Origin of the sequence: Bordetella sp. N, from assembly GCF_001433395.1 — a bacterium.
GTDB lineage: Bacteria > Pseudomonadota > Gammaproteobacteria > Burkholderiales > Burkholderiaceae_B > Bordetella_C.
The window spans coordinates 2,835,700-2,856,482 of sequence record NZ_CP013111.1; the positions used below are offsets into that span (position 1 = coordinate 2,835,700).

General features: G+C 66.0%; 18 protein-coding genes. 14 read left to right on the forward strand and 4 right to left on the reverse strand.

Going from position 1 to position 20,783, the window contains the following annotated elements:
- The first annotated feature begins 10 nt into the window (after window positions 1-10).
- The gene (locus tag ASB57_RS12065) at window positions 11-1,003 is read left to right on the forward strand and encodes a tripartite tricarboxylate transporter substrate binding protein (RefSeq protein WP_057652454.1); all 993 of its coding nucleotides are present in this window, start codon (window positions 11-13) and stop codon (window positions 1,001-1,003) included.
- A gap of 53 nt (window positions 1,004-1,056) precedes the next feature.
- On the opposite strand, the gene ASB57_RS12070 is transcribed toward ASB57_RS12065, so the two are convergent.
- Together ASB57_RS12070 and ASB57_RS12075 are read right to left on the reverse strand one after the other, a co-directional pair.
- Window positions 1,057-1,473 (reverse strand): Zn-ribbon domain-containing OB-fold protein, encoded by a 417-nt coding sequence (locus ASB57_RS12070; protein WP_057652455.1) that lies wholly within the window; start codon window positions 1,471-1,473, stop codon window positions 1,057-1,059.
- A 14-nt stretch (window positions 1,474-1,487) separates the two neighbouring features.
- Window positions 1,488-2,669, reverse strand: a complete 1,182-nt coding sequence (locus ASB57_RS12075; RefSeq protein ID WP_231755408.1) for a thiolase family protein — start codon at window positions 2,667-2,669, stop codon at window positions 1,488-1,490.
- Window positions 2,670-2,992: 323 nt separating this feature from the next.
- Here ASB57_RS12075 and ASB57_RS12080 point away from each other — a divergent pair, with 323 nt between their 5' ends.
- Genes ASB57_RS12080 through ASB57_RS12095 form a run of 4 tightly spaced genes read left to right on the forward strand, consistent with a single transcriptional unit; the run spans window position 2,993 to window position 7,363 of the window.
- The gene (locus ASB57_RS12080) at window positions 2,993-4,672 is read left to right on the forward strand and encodes a thiamine pyrophosphate-binding protein (protein WP_057652457.1); all 1,680 of its coding nucleotides are present in this window, start codon (window positions 2,993-2,995) and stop codon (window positions 4,670-4,672) included.
- A gap of 3 nt (window positions 4,673-4,675) precedes the next feature.
- Window positions 4,676-5,311 carry an SRPBCC domain-containing protein gene (locus ASB57_RS12085; protein ID WP_057652458.1) on the forward strand — a complete coding sequence of 212 codons (636 nt, stop codon included), beginning with the start codon at window positions 4,676-4,678 and terminating at the stop codon, window positions 5,309-5,311.
- Window positions 5,312-5,363: 52 nt separating this feature from the next.
- Window positions 5,364-6,335: a tripartite tricarboxylate transporter substrate binding protein gene (locus ASB57_RS12090; RefSeq protein ID WP_197425037.1), complete on the forward strand. Its 972-nt coding sequence runs from the start codon at window positions 5,364-5,366 to the stop codon at window positions 6,333-6,335.
- A 32-nt stretch (window positions 6,336-6,367) separates the two neighbouring features.
- Window positions 6,368-7,363, forward strand: coding sequence for a tripartite tricarboxylate transporter substrate binding protein (locus ASB57_RS12095; protein WP_197425039.1), 996 nt, complete (start codon window positions 6,368-6,370; stop codon window positions 7,361-7,363).
- 42 nt (window positions 7,364-7,405) lie between these two features.
- On the opposite strand, the gene ASB57_RS12100 is transcribed toward ASB57_RS12095, so the two are convergent.
- Both ASB57_RS12100 and acnA read right to left on the reverse strand, forming a co-directional pair.
- Window positions 7,406-8,392, reverse strand: a complete 987-nt coding sequence (locus ASB57_RS12100) for a D-2-hydroxyacid dehydrogenase family protein (protein WP_057652461.1) — start codon at window positions 8,390-8,392, stop codon at window positions 7,406-7,408.
- Entirely contained in the window at window positions 8,389-11,130 is a 2,742-nt protein-coding gene (gene acnA / locus ASB57_RS12105) for an aconitate hydratase AcnA (protein ID WP_082621562.1), read from the reverse strand. Before acnA ends, ASB57_RS12100 begins: the two co-directional genes overlap by 4 nt.
- A gap of 274 nt (window positions 11,131-11,404) precedes the next feature.
- On the opposite strand from acnA, the gene ASB57_RS12110 reads away from it, so the two are divergent.
- The 9 genes from ASB57_RS12110 to ASB57_RS12150 all read left to right on the forward strand — a co-directional run bounded on the left by ASB57_RS12110 (window position 11,405) and on the right by ASB57_RS12150 (window position 20,619).
- On the forward strand, window positions 11,405-12,184 hold the full coding sequence (locus ASB57_RS12110) for a GntR family transcriptional regulator (protein WP_057652462.1): 780 nt from the start codon (window positions 11,405-11,407) through the stop codon (window positions 12,182-12,184).
- The gene (locus tag ASB57_RS12115) at window positions 12,184-13,092 is read left to right on the forward strand and encodes an oxaloacetate decarboxylase (protein ID WP_156414141.1); all 909 of its coding nucleotides are present in this window, start codon (window positions 12,184-12,186) and stop codon (window positions 13,090-13,092) included. The genes ASB57_RS12110 and ASB57_RS12115 overlap by 1 nt, the downstream gene beginning before the upstream one ends.
- 85 nt (window positions 13,093-13,177) lie before the next feature.
- Window positions 13,178-13,948 carry an SDR family NAD(P)-dependent oxidoreductase gene (locus ASB57_RS12120; RefSeq protein WP_057652463.1) on the forward strand — a complete coding sequence of 257 codons (771 nt, stop codon included), beginning with the start codon at window positions 13,178-13,180 and terminating at the stop codon, window positions 13,946-13,948.
- A gap of 47 nt (window positions 13,949-13,995) precedes the next feature.
- Entirely contained in the window at window positions 13,996-15,513 is a 1,518-nt protein-coding gene (tcuA, locus tag ASB57_RS12125; protein WP_156414142.1) for an FAD-dependent tricarballylate dehydrogenase TcuA, read from the forward strand.
- Window positions 15,514-15,527: 14 nt separating this feature from the next.
- Window positions 15,528-16,355, forward strand: coding sequence for an aspartate/glutamate racemase family protein (locus ASB57_RS12130; RefSeq protein ID WP_057652465.1), 828 nt, complete (start codon window positions 15,528-15,530; stop codon window positions 16,353-16,355).
- Window positions 16,356-16,439: 84 nt separating this feature from the next.
- Entirely contained in the window at window positions 16,440-17,453 is a 1,014-nt protein-coding gene (locus ASB57_RS12135; RefSeq protein ID WP_057652466.1) for a tripartite tricarboxylate transporter substrate binding protein, read from the forward strand.
- Between the two features lie 3 nt (window positions 17,454-17,456).
- Window positions 17,457-18,854 carry an MmgE/PrpD family protein gene (locus tag ASB57_RS12140; protein ID WP_082621563.1) on the forward strand — a complete coding sequence of 466 codons (1,398 nt, stop codon included), beginning with the start codon at window positions 17,457-17,459 and terminating at the stop codon, window positions 18,852-18,854.
- 133 nt (window positions 18,855-18,987) lie between these two features.
- Complete coding sequence (locus tag ASB57_RS12145) at window positions 18,988-19,545, forward strand: isochorismatase family protein (protein WP_057652467.1); 558 nt, start codon at window positions 18,988-18,990, stop codon at window positions 19,543-19,545.
- A 99-nt stretch (window positions 19,546-19,644) separates the two neighbouring features.
- A complete protein-coding gene (locus ASB57_RS12150) occupies window positions 19,645-20,619 on the forward strand; it encodes a tripartite tricarboxylate transporter substrate binding protein (RefSeq protein ID WP_057652468.1) in 975 nt (324 codons plus the stop codon).
- Window positions 20,620-20,783 lie beyond the last annotated feature (164 nt).

Consider the following 20,783-nt stretch of genomic DNA (forward strand, 5'->3'; position numbering starts at 1 on the left):
GGAGACTCACATGGACAAGCGCGCTTTCCTGGCGGCGATGGCCGCAACCTTGCCCGCATCCCTGGCCGCGGCCTGGCCGCAGCGGGTGTGGGCGCAAACCGCGGGCAAATTTCCGGACCATTCTCTTCGGCTGATCGTGCCGCTGGCGCCCGGCGGCGGCACGGACGCCGTCTCGCGCCTGGTCGCGCTGGAAGTCGGCAACACGCTGGGCCAGGCGGTGATCGTGGAAAACCAGAGCGGTGGCAGCGGCACCATAGGCATGATGACGGTAGTGCGCGCGGCGCCCGATGGCTACACCCTGCTGACCGGCACGCCGTCCCTGTCGATCGACCCGTCCCTGCGGCATGATATGAAGTTTGATCCGCTCAAGGACCTGCAGGCGGTCAGCCTGTTCAGCAAGGTGCCCTACGTGCTGGTGGCTTCAGATCACCTGGGCGGCATCACCGTGGCGCAATTGCTGGCCAAGGCCAAGGCGGCGCCCGGGTCCATCACCGTGGGATCCCCCGGCATCGGCAGCGGCGGCCATCTGGCGGCCGAACTGTTCCAGTTGATGGCGGGGGTCAAGTTCACCCATATCCCCTACAAAGGATCCAGCCTGGCGATGAACGACCTGCGCGGTGGCCGCATCGACCTGCTGTTCGGCACTACACCCGCCGTCGCGCAGCTGGTGCGCGGCGGCACCTTGCATGCCTTGGGCGTGTCCAGCCTGACCCGAACCCGCATCCTGCCGGAGGTGCCGCCGATATCCGACAGCGGTGTCCCGGGCTATACCACCTATTCCTGGTACGGCGCGTGGGTACCCGCCCACACACCGCGCCCTGTCGTCGATGCCTTGAACACCGCGATACGCAAGGCGCTGGCCAGCCCGAAAGTCGCGGCGGCAATCGAGAATGACGGGGGTGAGCCCGAGCCGACCTCACCCGAGGAGGCGGCCAAGTTCCTGAGCGACGAGATCGCCAAGTGGCGCGAAGTGATTACCCGTGCCGGGATCAAGCCGGAGTAGTCTGACTGGCCTGGCCACTGCTGCGCGGCCAGGCCATCCGCTTAGCCCGCGGTTCAATCCGCCAAGGTGAATTTCGGCACCTTATAGCCATCGGCGTGGTCCGCGTAGACCAGGTTGACCGGCGCATCCAGCCGGATGTGCTCTAGCTCGGCGTGGTCCATGTAAGAAACCATGATGGGCCCTTCACGCAAACGCACCGCCACAACGAGGTGAGGCGCCGGATAGGCGGGCAGGTACTGCCGGTGAAAGACCGTCCACGAAACGATGGACGCTTCCCCGGAGATGGGCACCCACTCGTATTCCATGCTCATGCTGACGGGACACATCGGCCCGGGCGGATAGCGGAACTCGCCCGATTCGGGGCAACGTTGCAGCTTCATTTCCCCGGTCTGGATGCTCTCCCACATCGGCGCATCGTAGGGTGAGTACAGGCGCGGCGACTTTTTCTTTTCGGCTTTGGCTTCGCTCATGGGTGACCTCCTCTTCAACGCCCGTAAATGATGGACATGGCTTTACCCGCCACGTCCGATACGTATTGCACATGACGGCAATCCGGCACCTGGCGCTCACCCAGGCCGCCGCGCAACTGGCGTATGGCTTCCACCTGATGGCTCCATCCCTGCATATAGGATTCCGACAGATGGCCGCCGTGCGTATTGACGGGCAGCTTGCCGCCCACGCCGATGCCGTTATCACGGATGAAGCGCGCCGCCTCGCCGGGACGGCAGTAGCCGAAGCCTTCCAACGAAAAGAAGATGTGCGGACTGAAGCTGTCGTAGACGAGCAGTGCATCGATATCTTCCGGACCGACGCCGGCCGCCGCATAGGACGAGGCGGCGGCACTCTGTTGAGCCGGCAGATAGAAGTCCACCAGGCGCGGACCCAGGCTGGTGGCGTGATGATTGAGGTCGCTGCGTCCCAGGCCCCTGATCGTCACGGCCCGGTCCGCGTGATGTTTGCGTGCGCGGCTGGCCTCCATGACGATGAGCGCGACGCCGCCGTCATTGATCAGGCAGTAGTCGTTCACGCGCAAGGGCTCGGCGACGTATTTCACCGCCAGGTAATCGTCCAGGGATAGCGGCTTGTCCCGCATGATGGCATTCGGGTTCAGGCTGGCCCATTGGCGCTGGCCCACGGCCACCTGCCCCAGATCGCGGTCCGAGAGACCGTGCAGTTCCTTGTAGCGCTGGAACATCAAGGCGTATAGCGCGCCTTGTGACGTCAGCCCCCAGGGGCTGTGATAGACATAAGACAGGAAAGAACCGCCGCCCATCGCTTCCGGCCCGCCGTATTGCACCGCGGCGGAACGCTGGTCATTGCCGTAGACCAGCGCTACTACTTCGGCCATGCCCGACTTGATGGCCATGACGGCCTGGAAGACGGCCTGCACGGCATCGGCCTGGCCGCCCCAGCGGGGATCGATATTGAGGATCTCGCCCATGCGCTCGTACGCCGTGGTCGGACCGACGATAAGTCCATCGATGTCTTCGCGTTTGAGCCCGGCATCGTCCAGCGCGCGCTTGAACGCCAGGGCCGCGTAGCCGTTCGAGTCGAACGGCTTCTCGCCATCGCGCACACGGCGATAGTCCTGCACCCAGTCGGTGTGGCCTATGCCGACCACGGCCGAGATTCCCGCCGTGCTCGTGTCCAAAGTTGTCGTCGTCACCGCATGCCTCTCCCATGTCGTGGACCTCGGCGCATCGATGCGCCGGCATCCCAATCATTATGGGATTGGCAGGAGCGGCGCCGCAGGATCGTGCGTCCAACAGGTGAAATTCCTGGCGCCTGGGACCGCCCTGACGGCTTCGCTCGCGTCCACGCGCCGGTAAGCGCCGCCCATTAGTGTCGACACATATTGGCGTTTACCCCGAGCCATCGCCCATTTACGCCACCAAGTGTTGACAGTTTTAGGCGGCTCGTCAAGAATCACCACCAGAGACAAACCTTGGGCTCCCCCCGGCCCAGGGACAGAAAACAAGAAGGACGACGATGAAAGTCTACGAAGCGGTCGCAGAGGCGCTGATCGCCGAAGGTGTCGACACCTTGTTCGGCTTGATGGGCGACGGCAATATGTCCATCTGGGCCGACCTGGTGCGCCGCGGCGGCGTCACCATGATCTCTTCCGGCCATGAGCAAGGCGCGGTGGCAATGGCGGACGGCTATGGCCGCGCGACCGCCAAGGTCGGCGTGGCGATGGTCACCCACGGGCCCGGCCTGACGCAGACAGGCACGTCGTTGACCGTCGCGGCGCGCGGCCGTTCCCCCCTGGTCCTGATCCTGGGCCAGGTCAGACGCGGCGCCCTGCACGGCACGCAACGCATGAACCAGCGCCCCTTCGCCGAAGCCTGCGGCGCCCACTTCGCAGACGTGACCACGCCAGAGAACCTGGCCGCCGAGGTCGCCAACGCTTTCTATATCGCCCGCGTCCGCCGCATGCCTGTGGTGCTGAACCTGGACGTGGCGTTGCAGGAACGGTCCTTCGACTGGGATTTCTTCTACCGGCCATCCGCCGAAAGTCTGCCCCCGCTGCCATCGACACCGAGCGAGCCGGTGCTTGCAGACCTGGTCGAGCGGCTGGCGCGGGCCGAACGCCCGGTCATCATCGCCGGCCTCGGCGCCATGCGTTCGGGCGCCAAGGACGCCTTGCTGCAATTGGGCGAACAGGTCGGCGCCTTGTTCGCGACTTCGCTGCAAGCCAAAGGCTATTTCGCGGGCGAAGCCTATGACGTGGGCATCAGCGGCAGCTTTGCCAGCGAGCCCACGGAACGCCTGCTGGGCGATGCGGATTTCGTGTTGGGTGTCGGTGCGGAGGTCGGTTACTACACGTCGGAAGGCGGGATGATGTTCCCCATGGCCGACATCGCGCGCATCGACCGCGAGCCTGTTCCCAACGATATCCCCGCCCTGCCCGGCCTGCATGCCTGCGGCGATGCGCGCGCCACCGTGGAGCTGCTGGTGGCGCGCCTGCGCGAACGTGGGGTGGCCAAGACCGGCTATCGCGATGACGAAACCCGTGCCGTCCTGGCCGCGCCGCCGCACACTTTCCCGGCAACGCAAGACGGCATCGAACCACGCGCCCTGGCCCATGCCATTGGCGCGGCCCTGCCGGAGAACAGCCTGGTCACCTGCGGCAACTGCCATTTCTGGGCCTTCCCGGCAATGTACATGCCCTTGCCGGCCGGCGCCACCTTGAACTTTTCCTATCAGTTCGGCTGCATAGGCCAGACCCTGCCGCTGGCCATCGGCATCGGCACCGCGCATCCGGATCGTCCGCACGTCATGCTGGAAGGCGATGGCGCCATGCTGATGAACATCCAGGAGCTGTTCACGGTGCAGCGCTTCAAGCGCAACCTGGTGGTGATCGTCTGGAACGATTGCGGCTTCGGCGCCGAAATGCACAAGCTGCGCGCGCACGGCTTCGACGCGTCGCTGGCGCAATGGGAGTCGGCTGACTTCGTCGCCATCGCGCGGGCGTTCGGGGGCGACGGCGTGCGCATCGAATCCGCCGAAGCGGTCGGAGATGCCATCAGACAAGGCGTGGCGCGTGGCGGACTGTTTTTGATCGACGCGCGCGTCTCGCCCAGCGTCGTCAGCGATCCCTACAACAAGCTGCACTTCGGCGTACCGAATCAGGCGCCCTTGCTGCGCCCCGTCACCGCAGGGAGCTGAGCCATGCGCTTCGAGGGAACATTTCGCGTTCCGGCCGAGCCGCGCCGGGTGCTGGACGCTTTCGCCGATATCGAACGCATGGTTCCCTGCATGCCGGGCGCCAGCCTGGAGGGACATGACGAAGAAGGCCTTTACCTGGGCACGATGACCGTCGCCTTTGGGCCGAAGAAGATCCGCTTCAAAGGCAAGGTCCGCAGCGCGGTGGACCCGCAGGCCCTACGCGGCACCCTGGACGTGCGGGGTGCTGCCGACATGCGCATGCCGGCGCCGGCGGCGGTGCATGTGGAATACACGGTGACGCCCGCGGCCGATGCGCCCGCCGCCAGCCCGGCAAGTGTGGTCACCCTGGTGTCCGAAGCCGAGTTGGGCGGCGTCCTGGCGGACTTCGCCCGCACTGGGGGTAATGCGGTGACGCAGGCTTTGATGGAGATGTTCGCCAGGAACCTGGCCGACGTGGTCGCCGTCCCACAGGCGGACGCAACCCCTGCACCGCCGGAGCCAGGCAAACCAGTACAGCCATCGCAGCCGCGGAAAACACAGGAACCATCGCGGCCATCGCAATCCTTATCGGCGTTCAGCCTGCTGTGGCTGCTGATCAAAGCGAAGTGCTCCACGGTGTTCGGCGCTAGACGACCGTAACACCCGCCACCGCGCCACGATTTTCTACAGAATGATGGAGTGCATTATGGCCATGACACGCCGACAGATGCTGGGCCTGATGACCGCCAGCGGGATCGCCGCCCTGCCCTTGCGGAGCCGCGCCGCCTATCCCGAACGGCCGGTAACCGTGGTGGTGCCCTACAGCGCCGGCGGCCCCGCCAGCCTGCTGGCCCGCTACATCGCCGCCGAAGTCCAACAATCCACAGGCAAACCCCTGGTCGTCGAAAACAAACCCGGCGCCGGCCTGAACGTGGGCGCGCAGGCGGTCGCCAACTCGGCGCCCGACGGCTATACGCTGTTGATCAACGCCTCGTCGATGTACGTGCCCACCCACTTCGGCGGCCGCACGCCGCAAGACAATCTGCGGGACTTCGCGCCCATCACCATTGTGGGCAGCTTCCCGCTGCTGCTGGTCTGCAATAGCGACCTGCCGGTGAAGAACGTGCCGGAACTCATCGCCTACGCCAAGAGCCATCCTGGCCAGGTGGCCTACGGCAGTTCGGGCAACGGCAGCCTGACGCATATGGGCGGCGCCATGTTCGCCCACATGGCCGGCGTCGACATGCTGCACGTGCCCTATCGCGGCATCAGTGAGGCCATGGTGGACATATCCGCCGGCCGCGTACAGCTGGCCTTCGGCGGCATACCGACCACCCTGCCGCTGGTGAAGAACGGCAAGCTGCGTCCGCTGGCGCTGACCAGCGCGCAGCGCAGCGCCGCGGCCCCCGAACTGCCCACCGTCGCGGAAGGCGGCCTGCCGGGATACGAAGTCAATCCCTGGTACGGCGCGGTGGCGCCGGCCAAGACGCCGCCCGCCATCGTCGACCAGATTCACGCTCAGCTCGCGGGCGTCATGCAATCACCGCGCGTACAGGCCCAGTGGAAGGAATGGGGCGCGGATCCCAGCTACAGCAAGACACCCGCGGATTTCCGCGCCCTGATGCAACGCGAAGCGGACAAATGGGCGGCCCTGGTCGCCGCGGCGGGCATCAAGCTCGAATGAACAGACGCCGTATCAAGCAAGGACACGCCATCATGCATAGCCTATCCCCCTCCCTCACCCGCCGCGCCCTGTTGCGCTCGGTCGCCGCGGCGCCCTTGCTGCTGAGCGGCCTCGCCCGCGCGGCGGATGACTTTCCCTCCCGTCCGCTGCGCCTCGTCGTGCCCTTCCCCGCCGGTGGCTCATCCGACGCCTTGGGCCGGGTCTTGGCCGCCGCGCTCGCCAAAACACTGGGGACGTCCGTCATCGTCGAGAACCGCGGCGGCGCGGGCGGCAACATCGCGGGCGACTATGCGGCCCGGGCCGCCGCCGACGGCTACACGCTGCTGATGGCCGGCCAGGGCATCCTTGCCATCAACCAGCCCCTGTACGGTCACCTCAGCTACGATCCGGCCGCGTTCGAATACATCGGCATGATGGGCGACAACGCCAACGTGTTACTGGCGAATCCGCAAACCCTGCCGGTCGCCAGTGTCGCGGCGCTGGTGGCGGAGGCGCGCAAACGCCCAGGTGAAATCGCCTACGGATCCAACGGCATCGGCTCGCTGAGCCACCTGACCGCGGAAATCTTCGCCAACGCCGCGCAGGTCAAATTCCTGCACGTGCCCTACCAGGGCGCCGCGCCCATGGCCACGGACCTGCGCGCGGGACGCATCGCGTTCTGCGTGACGGGATCGACCCTGGCGGTGTCCTTGTCCAAAGGGGGCGGTCTGCGGCCGCTGGCGGTCACCACTGGTGTACGCCTGCCGCAACTGCCCGATACACCCACGCTGGTGGAGAGCGGCTACCCCGCGCTGGAAGCGCCCTCGTGGTGGGCCACCATGGCGCCCGCCCACACACCTGCGCCCGTATTGGCACGCCTGCGCGAGGCCTTCGCGGCCGCGACGTCCACGCCTGAGTATCGCCACGCCCTGGAGCAGCAATCGACGCTGCCGCACCCCATGGATGCCGCGGCTGCAGGGCCTTTCCTGGCCAACGAACGGAAGAAGTGGGCCACGGCCGTGCAGTCGAGTGGCGCCAAGGCCTCGTAGGCAGAGGCTCCCCACGCGGGGAGCCTCCCGGTCCGCCCCCATCTAAGCAGGCGCTTGCAGCAGGCGGATCGGCGCCCCGTCCAGCCACGCCGCGATGTTCTCGATCGACAGACGGTAGAACCACGCGAAGGTTTCTTCGACGGTGTAGCCCAGATGCGGAGTCAACAGCAGTTTGGGCAGACGACGCAGGACGTGATCGGCGGGAAGTGGTTCGACCTCGAAAGTATCCAGCGCCGCGCCGCCCAGCGGCCCATCCTCCAAGGCGTCGACCAGAGCCTCTTGCTCGATCAAACCACCGCGCGCGGTGTTGACCAGATAAGCCCCTGGCTTCATCGCCTGCAACGCCGCACGATCGACGATGTGGCGGGTCCGCTCGCTCAAGACCAGATGCACACTGAGCACATCGCTACGCGCGAACAGCTCGTGCTTTCCTACCCGACGGGCGCCGGCGGCGCGCGCGGCCTCGTCCGTCAGGTTCTGGCTCCACGCGATCACATCCATGCCGAAGGCGCGCGCGACCGGCACCATGTGGGCGCCCAGGCGGCCCAGGCCCAGCAGGCCCAAGGTGCGACCATACAGCGCCTTGCCCACCGTGTGCTGCCAGCCACCGACACGCATGCCTTGCGTCTCTTGCGGAATATGCCGCGTCAGCGCCAGGATCAGTCCCCAAGCCAGTTCGGCGGTGGCGAACTGGCCGGTCTCCGGCCTGGGCGTGCAGGACACCGTGATGCCCAACCGGCGCGCGGCGGCCAGGTCCAAGGTCCGATGGTGCGGTCCCGTGACGGCGATGAACTTCAGCTTCGGCAGGCGTTCCAGCAAGCCCGCGGGTAGCGCCATGCGCTCGCGCATCGTGCAAAGCACGTCGAAATCCGTCAGGCGGGCGGGTGCCTCATCCGGCGGGATCGCCTCATGAAACACGTTCACGTCACAACGCTCGCGCAAGGCCGTCCAATCCGCCGAGGTAAGGGCCAGCCCCTGATAATCATCGAGAATGGCAACGCGGGCACGATGCTGGAATACCTTGCTCACGCCGCGATCTCCTGCTCCGCCAGCATGGTGGTCAACACGCGGGCCGGAATCCCGCCCGCGGCCATCAGCGTACGTTCGGCCTGCGTCAGCACCTGCGCCCGCACCTTGAAGCGCACCACCCGCTCGCCTTCCGTGGCGGTGACGGCGATGAGCGCGCCCTCCAATACACCCGCCTCGATGCCGTCGAAGCGATAACTTTCACTACCGGTCAGGCCCAGTTCGCGCCACCCCTGCCCGGGCTCGAAGGCCAGCGGCAAGACACCCATTCCGACCAGGTTGGCACGGTGTATCCGCTCATAGGACTCCGCGATCACCGCCTTTACGCCTAGCAGGGCCGAACCCTTGGCGGCCCAGTCGCGGCTGCTGCCCGTGCCGTATTCCTTGCCGGCCAGGATGATGCTGGACAGCCCCGCCGCGCGGTAAGCCATGGCCGCGTCGTAGATGGTCATCTCCGCGCCGTCCGGGAAGTGGCGCGTGACACCGCCTTCACTGCCTGGTATCAGCTCGTTGTGGACGCGCACGTTGGCGAAGGTGGCGCGCGTCATCACGTGGTAATTGCAGCGGCGGGCGACATAGCTGTTGAAATCCCGCTGCGCCACGCCGGCCTGCGTCAGATACTGCCCTGCCGGCGTTTCCAGGGGAATTTCCCCGCCCGGTGAGATATGGTCCGTGGTCAAAGAATCGCCGAACGCCGCCAGCACCCGGCAGTCGCCCAACGCAGCCTGCAGATTGGCCAGGGCATCGCCAGTGGACACATCGCGGAAGAACGGCGGCTCCACCAGGTACAGGGACTTGGGGTCCCATGCGAAACGCACGCCGCCCGACGCCGGCAGCGCGTCCCAATCCTGGCTCTCCACCTGTGCCGGATCGTAGACCGCTTCGTAGAGGGTCCGGTCGGCCGCCACCGGCAGCAAGGCGTCGATGTCTTCCTGCGCCGGCCAGATGTCGCGCAGATAGACCGGCGCGCCGGCGCCATCGTGTCCCAGCGGTTCCGTGTCGAAATCGATATCGATGCGCGCCGCCAGCGCGTAGGCGACCACCAACGGCGGCGAGCCGATGTAATTCGCACGCAGCAACTTGTGGATGCGGCCCTCGAAGTTGCGGTTGCCGGACAGCACGGCCACGGCGACGAGGCCGTCCTCGCCTATGCGTTCGGCGGCATCCGCATCCAGGGGCCCTGATTTGCCGCCGCAAGTCGTGCAGCCGTAGCCAATGACGTAGAAGCCCAGCGCCTCCAGCTCGGTGAGCAGGCCTGCCCGCTCCAGATAGCGCGTGACCGCGCGCGAACCGGGCGCCAGCGAACGCTTGACCCACGCGGGCGGCATCAGGCCTCGGCGCAGGGCATTGCGCGCGAGCAAGCCGGCCGCCAGCATCACCGCGGGGTTGGAGGTATTGGTACAGGAGGTGATCGCTGCCAGCGTCACCGCGCCATGCGTCAGCGCCGGCAGGTTCGGCGTGGCCGGCACAGCCTCGACCGCCGGCGCGGCTGCGTCGACCCGTTCGATCCCGAAGCCGCCCTCGGCCTTGGCACGCACCAGGCGGGCGCGGAAGTCCGCCGGCACCTCGTCCAAGGTCAGGCGGTCCTGCGGCCGGCGCGGCCCGGCGATGCTGGGCGTCGCCTCGCCAAGGTCTATGTCTATGATCCTGCCGTAGCGGGGCGTCACAGCGTCCGGCGCGCGGAAGAAGCCGTTCGCGTGGGCATAGGCCTGGATCAACGCCACTTGCGCATCGGCCCGGCCGCTGGCGCGCAGATAGTCCAGCGTCTTGTCATCGATGGGGAAGAAACCGCAGGTCGCCCCATATTCAGGCGCCATATTGGCCAAGGTGGCGCGCTCCGGCACGCTCAGCTGCGCCACGGCCGGACCGAAGAACTCGACCATGGCGCCGGCCACGCCGGCCTGCCTAAGCCTTTGGGTCACCAGCAGCGCCGCATCGGTGGTCAAGGCAGGCGACCGGATGGCGCCTGACAGGCGCACGCCGACCACTTCCGGCACCGGGAAGGTGTAAGCCTCGCCCAGCAGCGCTGCTTCGGCGTCGATGCCGCCGACACCCCAACCCAGCACGCCCAATGCGTTGATCATCGGCGTATGCGAATCGCCCCCGATGACGAAGTCGGGATAGGCCCACAAACCGTCAGGCCGCTGTGTCGTGGCGATGACGGGCGCCGCATATTCCAGATTGACCTGATGGATGATGCCGGTCCCGGGCGGAAACACCCGCACCCCGTGAAAAGCCTGCTGCGCCCACTTCAGGAAACGATAGCGTTCATCGTTGCGCTGATATTCGCGGCGCAGATTCAATGTCACCGCCTGGGCATCGCCCCAGTGGTCCACCTGCAGCGAATGATCGACGATCAGGTCGACCGGCACGTGCGCCTCGACTTTGGCGGGGTCGCCCCCCGCAAGCGCGACCGCGTCGCGCAACGCCGCCAGATCCTGCAACACGGGCAAACCGCTGGAGTCGGGAAGGATGACCCGCGCGACATACAGCGGCAAGTCGGCGCCGGTGTGCTCGGACCACCCCCACAAGGCATCGATCTCCGCGGCGGCGATGGCATCGCCCCAGGCCTGGTGACGCAGCAGGTTTTCCAGCAGCACGCGGATCACATAGGGGTATTCAGCCAGATCACGGCCGGCGGCGCGCGCTGCGCTGTCCAGATCGACATAGCGCACGGCGGATCCGGCAAGCGGAAGGTCGGCCACGGCCTTGGCCGATGCCGGCTCATTCGGTGTATTCATAAATGTCTTGTCTCAGCGGTTGGACTTATTACTGTCAACACTTCGACAAATTTATAGCAAAACTGCCAGCTTGTCAGCCTGCTTGGCGACTGCTCCCCGCGCCGCTCCGCGATCTCTATCGCGCGCACGAACTCTTGCTGAGAAGCCCCTGAATAAACGCCGCTAAAATGGCGGCAACCGTGTGCCGCCAGGCATTTCCCCTCTCGGTGTCAACCCTAGTTTTAATCTTAAAGTGTTGACACTTGAACAAACCCTTCGATATTGTGTCGACACTATGACCTCGCAAACCGAACTGACCATGCTGCGCGATGACACGACCGGCCCCTTGGCCGATCAAGTGTTCCAGCGCATCCTGGACGCCATCTATCAAGGCCAGCTGGCCCCCGGCGCGGTCATCAATGAACTTGCGCTGGCGCAGGAATTCGGTGTCAGCCGCGGGCCGGTGCGTGAGGCCGTCCGCCGCCTGCAAGGCATTCAACTGGTCACCCGCGAACCTTACGTCAAGGCCCGCGTGATGACGCTCACCGCCACCAGCGCGCTTGAACTGTTCCAGATGCGGATGGCCCTGGAAGGTGTGGCCTGCCATCTGGCGGCACGACGCATGTCGGATGCGGAGATCGACGACCTGTTCCGCGAACTGGAGCTGGACAAGGAACGCCGCAAGAACAAGGCCGCCGCACAGGACCGCGCTCCGCACAAAGCGCAGGCCAAGACGCAGGACCAGAACGCTGCTCCCCTGCCCGCCGTCTTCGACTTCCACGAACGCATCGTCCGCGCGAGCGGTAACAACCGCATCATCCACGCCCTGTGCGAAGACCTCTACCACCTGCTGCGCGTCTATCGGCGCCACTCGGGCACGGTGCTGGAACGCAAGGACGACGCTTACGACGAACACTGGCAGATCGCCCGCGCCATCCGCGCGCGCGACCCTGAGCTGGCTGAATCGCTGATGCGCGCGCACATCGAGCGTGCTGCCCGGCACCTGTTTTCCCATCTTGCCGAGGACGCATCCGACCCCCCGGATCGCGCCGCCGTCGGCTCGCGAGAGAGTTAATGGACAAGGAAACCCTGAATCCCCGCCGCCGCTTCCGCGACCTGCTCAACAACGAACCCTTCATCGTTTCACCCGGCGTCTACGACGGCTACAGCATCCGCCTCGTCGAAGCCGCCGGCTTCAAGACCGCCTGCACCAGCGGCGCCGCCGTGTCGAACGCCCTGCTGGGCATCCCGGACATCGGCGTACTGGGCCTGGCCGAGAACGTGGCGCACTGCCGCCACCTGGCCCGCTCGGTTTCCATCCCCATGACCGCCGACGCCGACACGGGCTACGGCAATCCCGTCAATGTCTTCCATACCGTGCGCCTGTTCGAGGAAGCCGGCGTGGCCGGCATCAATATCGAAGACCAGATCAGTCCCAAGCGCTGTGGCCACATGCCAGGCAAGGACGTCGTCGAAGAGATCGAAATGGTCAAGAAGATCGAAGCGGCCTGTCTGGCTCGCCGCGACGACGACTTCGTGATCATCGCCCGCACCGACAGCATCGCCGTCGAGGGCATGGAGGGCGCCATCCGCCGCGCCAAGGCCTACGCCCGCGCCGGCGCCGACATGCTGTTCCCCGACGCCGTGCGCACGGAAGACGACATCAAGCGCATCGTCGACGCGGCCGGCATCCCCGTCACCATCAATATGGGCTTCGGCATTCGCTCCCGCCCCACCACCCCGCTGGTGCCGCTGCCGCGCCTGAAGGCGATCGGCGTGAAGCGCATCAGCCTGCCGCGCATGCTGCCGGCGGCCGCCATCCACGGCATGCAGCAGGCGTTGGGGGTCATGAAGGAAGTGATCAGCACCGGCGTGCCCGTCGATCGTCCCGACCTGGTCGTCGGCATCGAGGACATCATGAATGTCATGGGCTACACCGAAATGCGGGCGCTGGAAAAGCAGCTGACGACGCTGGACACCTGATACCGGCTGGGCGCCGGCCTGCATCGCCGGGTTTCGCCTTGCCGCACGCTTACGTGCGACGCACACGAGAATAGCGAAAAAAATCATGAGACTGAAGGACAGAATCGCCATCGTCACCGGGGCCGCGGGCGGCCTGGGTCACGCCATCGCCACGCGCTTCGCCGAGGAAGGCGCCAGCCTTTGCCTGGTCGACCGGCTGGACCCCACGGCGCTGGTGCAGACACTGAAAGATGCCGGCCATCGCGCCATCGGCATCAACGCCGACCTCACTGACAGCGGCGCGGTGCAGTCCATCATGGACCGCGCCGTCCAGGAATACGGGCGCATCGACGTGCTGGTCAACCTGGCGGGCGTGGGCTCCCACGGCGCCTGCTGCGACGTCACCGACGACGAGTGGCGCCGCGTGATCGACTGCAATATGACCAGCGTCTTCTACTGCTGCCGGGCCGTGCTGCCGGTGATGCGGCAACAGGGCTATGGCCGCATCGTCAACATCGGCTCCGTGATCGGCAAGAACGGCGGCAACCCACGCCCATGGATAGACAAGGAAGAGCAGCGCCGCGCCAGCAACCTGGCCTATGGCGCGTCCAAGGCGGGGATCCACGCCATGACGTATTTCCTGGCCAAGGAAACCGCTCACGAGGGCATCACGGTGAATGCGGTTGCGCCGGGTCCCATCGCGTCCAACGAGCGCCTGACCAAGGTGTTCCCTCAGGTTCTCAAGGACCTGATCCCGGTCGGCCGCCTGGGCCGCCCCGAAGAGGTCGCCGATGCCGTGACCTTCCTGGCGGGTGAGCAGGCGTCCTTCGTTACCGGAGAGGTGTTGGACGTCAACGGCGGAATCTGGGTCGATTGAAGCCGAGGCGACTGAAGCTGGCTTGAGCACGACCACCGCGACAGACGGTGGCGCAAAAAGATAACCAGGAATCATCCTGCAAGGAGACAACGTTGAATACCAAGGTCAATGAGACGGCGCGTGCCTACGACGTCGTGGTGGTCGGTTGCGGCGTCGCCGGACTTTCCGCGGCGGTGGCCGCCGCCGAAGCCGGCGGGCGCGTGTGCGTGCTGGAGCGTGCCCCGCTGGAGGAGCGCGGTGGCAATACGCGCTACACGGGCGCCTATCTGCGCATGAAGTCGGTGACCGAAGTCACCGACGACTTCGAAGAGCATTTCGCCGCCAACTCAGGCGGCTATATGGACCCGACCCTGGTCGGCGACCTGGCGCTGGATCCGGCCACCTGGTCCCCCACCCTGCGGGCCTACAGCTTTACCGACCCCAACGTGGTGAGCACGCTGGCCGAACGGGCGCCGGACACCTTGGCCTGGATCAGCGGCTTCGGCGTGAAATTCATTCCGCTGGACGTACCGTTTCCGACATCCAGCCAGCCACGCATCGTGCCCAGCGGCGGCGGCCTGGCGTTGATCGACGCGCTGGCGGCGCAGTTCGAGAAGCTGGGCGGCACGATTTTCTACCGCACCGCGGCCCAGTCGCTCGTCACCGATGACGAAGGCCGCATCCAGGGCGTGGCGGCCGTGGTCGAGCCGCATCGGCGCGTGACGTTCCGCGCGCCTTCCGTGGTGTTGGCCAGCGGCGGTTTCCAGGGCAATGCCGAGATGATGACGCGCTACGTGGGCCCGCGATCCATCTACCTGCGCGGCATGTCGCTGGGCTGCAATTTCAACAAGGGCGAAGGCATACGCATGGCGCTGGACATCGGCGCGGCTCCCTGCGGCGACTTCGGCAGTTTTCACGCCTCGCCCATGGATCCCCGGTCCAACCGCGCGGGACCGTCGATGTACGTTTATCCCTACGGCATCCTGGTCAATGAGCAGGGCCGCCGTTTCGTCGACGAAGGGCCTGGGCATACCGACGAGACCTATGAGGACGTCACCCGCAATATCTCGGCGCAGCCGCATGGCATCGCCTATTGCATCCTGGATGCCAGGTCGGACGATCTGCCCAATCTCGCCGTCGCGGTGCGTACGGAACAACCGGCCGTTACGGCGGCCACGATTGCCGAACTAGCCGCCAAGCTGGGACTGCCCGCCGACGTGCTGGAAGCCACGGTGGCCGCCTACAACGCCGCCTGCCGCCCCGGCAATTTCAATCCCCGCGACACGGACGGCCTGGCGACGGTGGGCCTGACGCCGCCGAAGTCGAACTGGTCGCGACCGCTGGATAAGGGCCCCTACAAGGCCTATCCCATCATTTCGTCCATCGTCTTCACGTTCGGCGGCCTGAAGGTTAATGCGCGCGCACAAGTGTTGAACCAGGAAGGCGATGCGATCCCGGGCCTGTATGCGGCCGGCGAGACGCAGGGCCTGTACTACGGCAGCTATACCGGCGCGACCTCCGTGCTAAAGGGCGCCGTATTCGGCCGGATCGCCGGCACCGATGCCGTTAGCCGCCGCCAACGATAAAACCAGGAGCAAGCATGTCCATGAAGATCTGGCACCAAAGTTTCACCACGCTGGCACGCGTGCCGGCCTATGTCGAATCGCTCAAGACCCACGTGCGTAAGGTGGTGCGCGCCGATACGGAAGTCGAAATCCATGGCAGCCATCCTGGCACGCACGGACACAAGCCTGGCGACGGCCCCAGCACGGACGTCGGCTACGCGTATCTGCAGTCCCTGCATATGCATCAGTTCGCGTATGCGGCGATCCTGGCCGAAGAACGTGGCTTCGATGCCTATGCCATCGCCACGCTGCCCGAGCCGGGTTTGCGCGAGATCCGCAGCCTGGTGTCGATACCCGTGGTCGGCTATGGCGAAGCCAGCATGCTCACCGCCTGCCAGCTGGGCTTGAAGTTCGGGGTGCTGTTGTTCATCAAGGAAATGATTCCGCAGATCCAGACCAATGTGCAGATGCATGGCTTGCAGCAGCGCTTTGCCGGCGCGCGCTACGTGGGCTTTCCCTCGGGTGACGTGCTGCCGAACTCCGGGATGCCCGAAGCGGTGAAGGAGAAGTTCTTTGCGTCGGCCCGGCAGATGATCGCCGAGGGTGCCGACGTGATCATCCCCGGCGAGGCGCCCTTGAGCGTGATGCTGAAGAAGGAAGGCATCAGCCGGGTGGATAACGTGCCGATCATCGACGGCATCGCCGCTACCTTGAAACAAGCCGAGGTGTTGGTAGATATGAAGCGGCAGCTGGGGATCACGCGTTCAACGCAAGGGTATTACCAGGCCCAGCCTCCCCGTGAACGGATCAAGGAACTCACTGAGCTCTACGGCATTACCCGCTTGTTCGAAAAAGACAATTGACCCCTGCCGCAGGGCGAAGCCGAGGACCGGGTTCCCCGATGGGGTGAGGTTCTTTAGAAAAGACATCAATTCAAGGGGACAGACATGAAGCGCCCACTGGAAGAATTCTCCCGCTTGCGCCGATGCCTGGCGCTGACCGCCCTCCTGGGAGCGACCCTGTCGGCCGCGCCCACCCACGCGGAAGACGCCGCCAAGGACTGGCCATCGAAGCCCATCCGCCTGGTCGTCGGCTACCCGCCTGGCGGCGCCAACGATCAGATGGCGCGACAGCTGGCCCCGCGCCTGGGCAAGGCTCTGGGCGCGTCCATCGTCGTGGAAAACCGCGCGGGCGCCGACGGGGTGATCGGTACCACCTTCGTCGCGCAGCAGCCTCCCGACGGCTACACCCTGGCCCTGGCGGGCATGAGCCCGCTCGTCCTCAGCGCCTTCACGTTCTCCCACGTGCCTTACGACGCCCACAAGGATCTCGTCGGCGCCTCCACCGTCGCCAGCTCGCCCATGCTGTTCGCCGTCAGCCCGTCGCTACCGGTCAAGACCTTCCAGGATCTGGTCGCGTACGCCAAGGCCCACCCCGGCAAGCTCAATTTCGCGACGGCCGGCTCGGGAGGCTCCACCCGGGTGATGCTGGAACTGTTCAAGCAGACCACCGGCGCGGATGTCCACTACATCAGCTACAAGGGCGCGTCCCAAGGCCTCACCGACCTGCTGGGCGGCCGCCTGGATGCCATGATCATCGACTTCTCGGTGTTGTATCCGCTGGTGCAGCAGGGCAAGCTGCGGGCCCTGGCCACGTCTGGCGCGCATCGCAGTCCCTTGCTGCCCGACGTTCCAACCGTCACCGAGCTGGGCTATCCCAAGCTGGCCGCCGGCAACTGGTACGCCGTTGTCGCGCCCGCCGGCACGCCGGCGCCCATCATGGACAAGCTCAACAAGGCCGTGGTGCAGATCGCCAACTCGGAAGACATGACCAAGGCTTTCGCCGGCATGAGCGTCGAAGCCATGACGCAAACCAACCGGGCGGACTTTGGCCGCTTCCTGCAATCCGAGTTCGACCGCTGGGGCCATGTGATCCAGGCGGCCGGCATCAAGGCGGAGTGAAGTGTGAGCCACGCTATCGATACCGCGGACAACGCCGGAGCCAAAATCGCCCGCTACGCCGCGAGCTACGCTGAACAGCGCTTGCCCGCGGATGCCCTGCATGCCGCGCGCCGTGCCTTGCTGGACACCCATGCCTGCGCGATTGCCGGCTTGCGGGAAGACGCCGTCCGCATCGCCACGCGCTATGTCGAGCCGCTTGCCGTCATGGTTTCCGCGACGGGGACGGCCAAAGGAGCGGCCAAGGGCATGGCCAAACTCTGGGGCCAGGACCGCTATCTGCCCGCGGAGGCGGCCGCCTTCTGCAATGGCGTCGCGGCCCACGTGCTGGACTACGACGACGTGATGACACCCATGCGGGCGCATGTCAGCGCCACGCTGGTGCCCGCGCTCGCCGCCCTGGCGCCCAGTGTCGATGCCGATATGACGCGCTTCGCGATCGCCTACGTGGCGGGCTTCGAAGTCATGGCCAAGTTCGCACGGGCCATGGCCTTGCCCCACTATACGAAGGGATGGCATTCAACATCGGCCCTGGGGGTGCTGGGCACGACGGTCGCCTGCGGCGTGCTGCTGGGTCTGGACACGTCCGCGCAGCAACATGCCTTGGGCCTGGCGGTCGCGCAGGCATCCGGCACGCGGCAGAATTTCGGCGCCATGGCCAAGTCCTTCCAGTCCGCGCATTGCGCGGCGGCCGCCGTACGCGCGGCCGTGCTGGCCAGCCTGGGCATGACCGCCGCGGACGATGCCATCGACGGCAAGTACGGCTATATGTCGCTCTACGCCGCCGGTGAGGACCTGACAAGCGTGCTCGACACCCTCGGCCGGGAACCGTTGGAAATCACGGCTATCGGCATCGACGTCAAGAAATACCCCTGCTGCTATGCCCTGCATCGCGGTATCGATGCCATGCTCGCGCTGCGCGCGGAGCACGGCCTGACGCCGGACCAGGTGGACCGCGTACACGTGCTCACCAGCACCGGTGGCCTGCAGGCCCTGATCACGGCGCTGCCCGAAGACGGCCTGCAAGCCAAGTTCAGCATGGAATACGGCATGGCTTGCGCCTTGCTGGACGGTTCCGTGGGGCTCGCCAGCTTCACGGACGACGCCATGCGGCGGCCGGCCATTCAAGCGCTGATGCCGCGCGTGTCGATCACGGAGGCAAGCGGATCTATCCTGCCGCGCTGGTCCGAAATCACGCTGACCCTGCGCGACGGCACTGAAGTCCGCCGCCGCGTGGTGATCGCGCGCGGCGATGCCGGTGATCCCCTGAGCGACGCTGAACTGGTCGACAAGGCCCGTGGCTGCTATGCCTACGGCGGCATCGCCATAGACGGAACCCGCCATGCCCAAGCCCTGCTGGGGCTGACTAACGAACCGATTGAACCATGGCTGAACGCGATCTAGCCGCGCCAGCTTCCCGTAACCACGCATCGCGCAGAATAGCCTCAAGGATCGGCGGCACCGCGGGCGGATGCCGTCGTCATCTCAACGCGCCTTTACCCGGCGCCTATCGCAACCGCAGAAGGGAGCACTCAACATGCCGCTAACCGCACTGGACCCCAAGACCGCGCTCGTCGCCATCGACCTGCAAAAAGGCATCGTCGCCATGCCGACGACACCGCCGTCGGCCGACGTCGTGAAGGCCGCCGCCCAACTGGCGAAAGCCTTCCGCAAACAAGGCCTGCCGGTGGTGTGGGTGAACGTCGCCGGCGGCGCGCCGGGCCGCACCGACACCCCTCGTCCCACCGGGGAACGTCCCGCCGACTGGGCCGAGCTGGTCACAGACTTGGGTGTCGAGCCGTCCGATCATCGCGTCACCAAGCAGCAGCTGGGCGGCTTCGCCGGCACCACGCTGGACCAATACCTGCGTCGCAAGGGCGTGACCCAGATCGTCCTGGTCGGCATTTCCACCAGCATCGGCGTAGAGTCGACGGCACGCGCCGCCTATGACATCGGCTACAACGTCACGCTGGTGACCGACGCCATGGCCGACCGCGACCCCGACATGCACCGCCACAGCATCGAAAAAGTCTTTCCCCGCCTGGGCGAGCGAACCACGGTGGCGGAGTTGACCGAAGCACTGGGCAAGCGCTGATCGGCAAGACCGCAAGACCCGCGCACAAGACACCGGCCGGGCCCACCCCGGACCGCTGCGGCGCATACATCCACACGGGCATGGCCCGGAGGAGACAACGTGGCTTCCATCCTGAAGGGGACCTCGATCCTCGTGTTGGCGGCAACCCTTGCCGCCCCCTGCCTGGCTTTGGCGGAGTCGGCGTATCCCGCCGGCCCCATCCGTCTTCTGGTGGGCTATACGCCCGGCGGGGCCAGCGATATCGTCACCCGTACCGTCGCCGCCGCGCTCGGCAAACAGCTGGGCCAATCGGTAGTGGTCGAGAACAAGCCTGGCGCCGCGTCAAATATCGCCAGCGCCTTCGTGGCCTCGTCCAAACCGGACGGCTATACCTTGCTGCTGGGCACGATCGCGATGTCGATCAATCCCAGCCTGTATAAAAACCTGACCTTCGATCCGGTCAAGGGCTTCGCGCCCATCAGCCAGGTCGCGTCTTCGCCCTTCATGCTGGTGGCCACGCGGCAGTCCGGCATCACGTCGGTGCCCGACCTGATCGACAAGGCCCGCAAAGCACAACCCAGCCTGACATATGCCAGCGCGGGCATCGGGTCCGGCGCCAACCTGTTCATGGAGTACTTCCGCTCCAAGGCCGGCATCCCGCTGGTCCACGTACCTTACAAAGGCACGGTGCCGGCGGTCACCGACATGCTGGGCGGCCGGGTACCGTTGACCTTCGACAACATCATGACCAACCTGCCCCTGGTCAAGGAAGGCAAGTTCGTGGCGCTTGCCGTCAGCACCAAAACACCCGCGGCTATCGCCCCCGACGTGCCGCCCCTGAGCCAGTTCGTGCCGGGTTTCGAAGCCACCGCGTGGTTCGGCCTGTTCGCGCCGGCGGGCACGCCGCGCGCGGTCATTGACAAGCTGAATGCCGCCACGGTCAAGGCCATGCAGGATCCGCAGGCACGCGACGCCCTGGACAAGATGGGTGCCCAGGCGGTGACATCGACGCCTGCTGCGTTCACGACGTTCTACAAAGCAGAGATCGACAAATGGGGCGCCGTGGTCAAGGCGGCGGACATCAAGCCTGAGTAAGCGCGGACCGGATTCGAAGCGAAGCATGTGACGAGGGCGCCGGCAGGGGCGCCCTCGTCACGTTGGGCAGTCGCTGCCGCGCAGCCGGCGACTGAGACCGGCCTTCCGCAACTGGCATTTCCGTCGCGATAAATTTCCATCTATTGGAAATTCATGGATGACGC

What these genes read in the sequence shown, in the direction of transcription:
- ASB57_RS12130 (WP_057652465.1), top strand. Translation starts at nt 15,528, where the DNA reads ATGTCCATGAAGATCTGGCACCAAAGTTTCACCACGCTGGCACGCGTG.
- acnA (WP_082621562.1), bottom strand. Translation starts at nt 11,130, where the DNA reads ATGAATACACCGAATGAGCCGGCATCGGCCAAGGCCGTGGCCGACCTT.
- ASB57_RS12120 (WP_057652463.1), top strand. Translation starts at nt 13,178, where the DNA reads ATGAGACTGAAGGACAGAATCGCCATCGTCACCGGGGCCGCGGGCGGC.
- ASB57_RS12070 (WP_057652455.1), bottom strand. Translation starts at nt 1,473, where the DNA reads ATGAGCGAAGCCAAAGCCGAAAAGAAAAAGTCGCCGCGCCTGTACTCA.
- ASB57_RS12085 (WP_057652458.1), top strand. Translation starts at nt 4,676, where the DNA reads ATGCGCTTCGAGGGAACATTTCGCGTTCCGGCCGAGCCGCGCCGGGTG.
- ASB57_RS12095 (WP_197425039.1), top strand. Translation starts at nt 6,368, where the DNA reads ATGCATAGCCTATCCCCCTCCCTCACCCGCCGCGCCCTGTTGCGCTCG.
- ASB57_RS12065 (WP_057652454.1), top strand. Translation starts at nt 11, where the DNA reads ATGGACAAGCGCGCTTTCCTGGCGGCGATGGCCGCAACCTTGCCCGCA.
- ASB57_RS12115 (WP_156414141.1), top strand. Translation starts at nt 12,184, where the DNA reads ATGGACAAGGAAACCCTGAATCCCCGCCGCCGCTTCCGCGACCTGCTC.
- ASB57_RS12145 (WP_057652467.1), top strand. Translation starts at nt 18,988, where the DNA reads ATGCCGCTAACCGCACTGGACCCCAAGACCGCGCTCGTCGCCATCGAC.
- ASB57_RS12090 (WP_197425037.1), top strand. Translation starts at nt 5,364, where the DNA reads ATGACACGCCGACAGATGCTGGGCCTGATGACCGCCAGCGGGATCGCC.
- ASB57_RS12110 (WP_057652462.1), top strand. Translation starts at nt 11,405, where the DNA reads ATGACCTCGCAAACCGAACTGACCATGCTGCGCGATGACACGACCGGC.
- ASB57_RS12080 (WP_057652457.1), top strand. Translation starts at nt 2,993, where the DNA reads ATGAAAGTCTACGAAGCGGTCGCAGAGGCGCTGATCGCCGAAGGTGTC.
- ASB57_RS12135 (WP_057652466.1), top strand. Translation starts at nt 16,440, where the DNA reads ATGAAGCGCCCACTGGAAGAATTCTCCCGCTTGCGCCGATGCCTGGCG.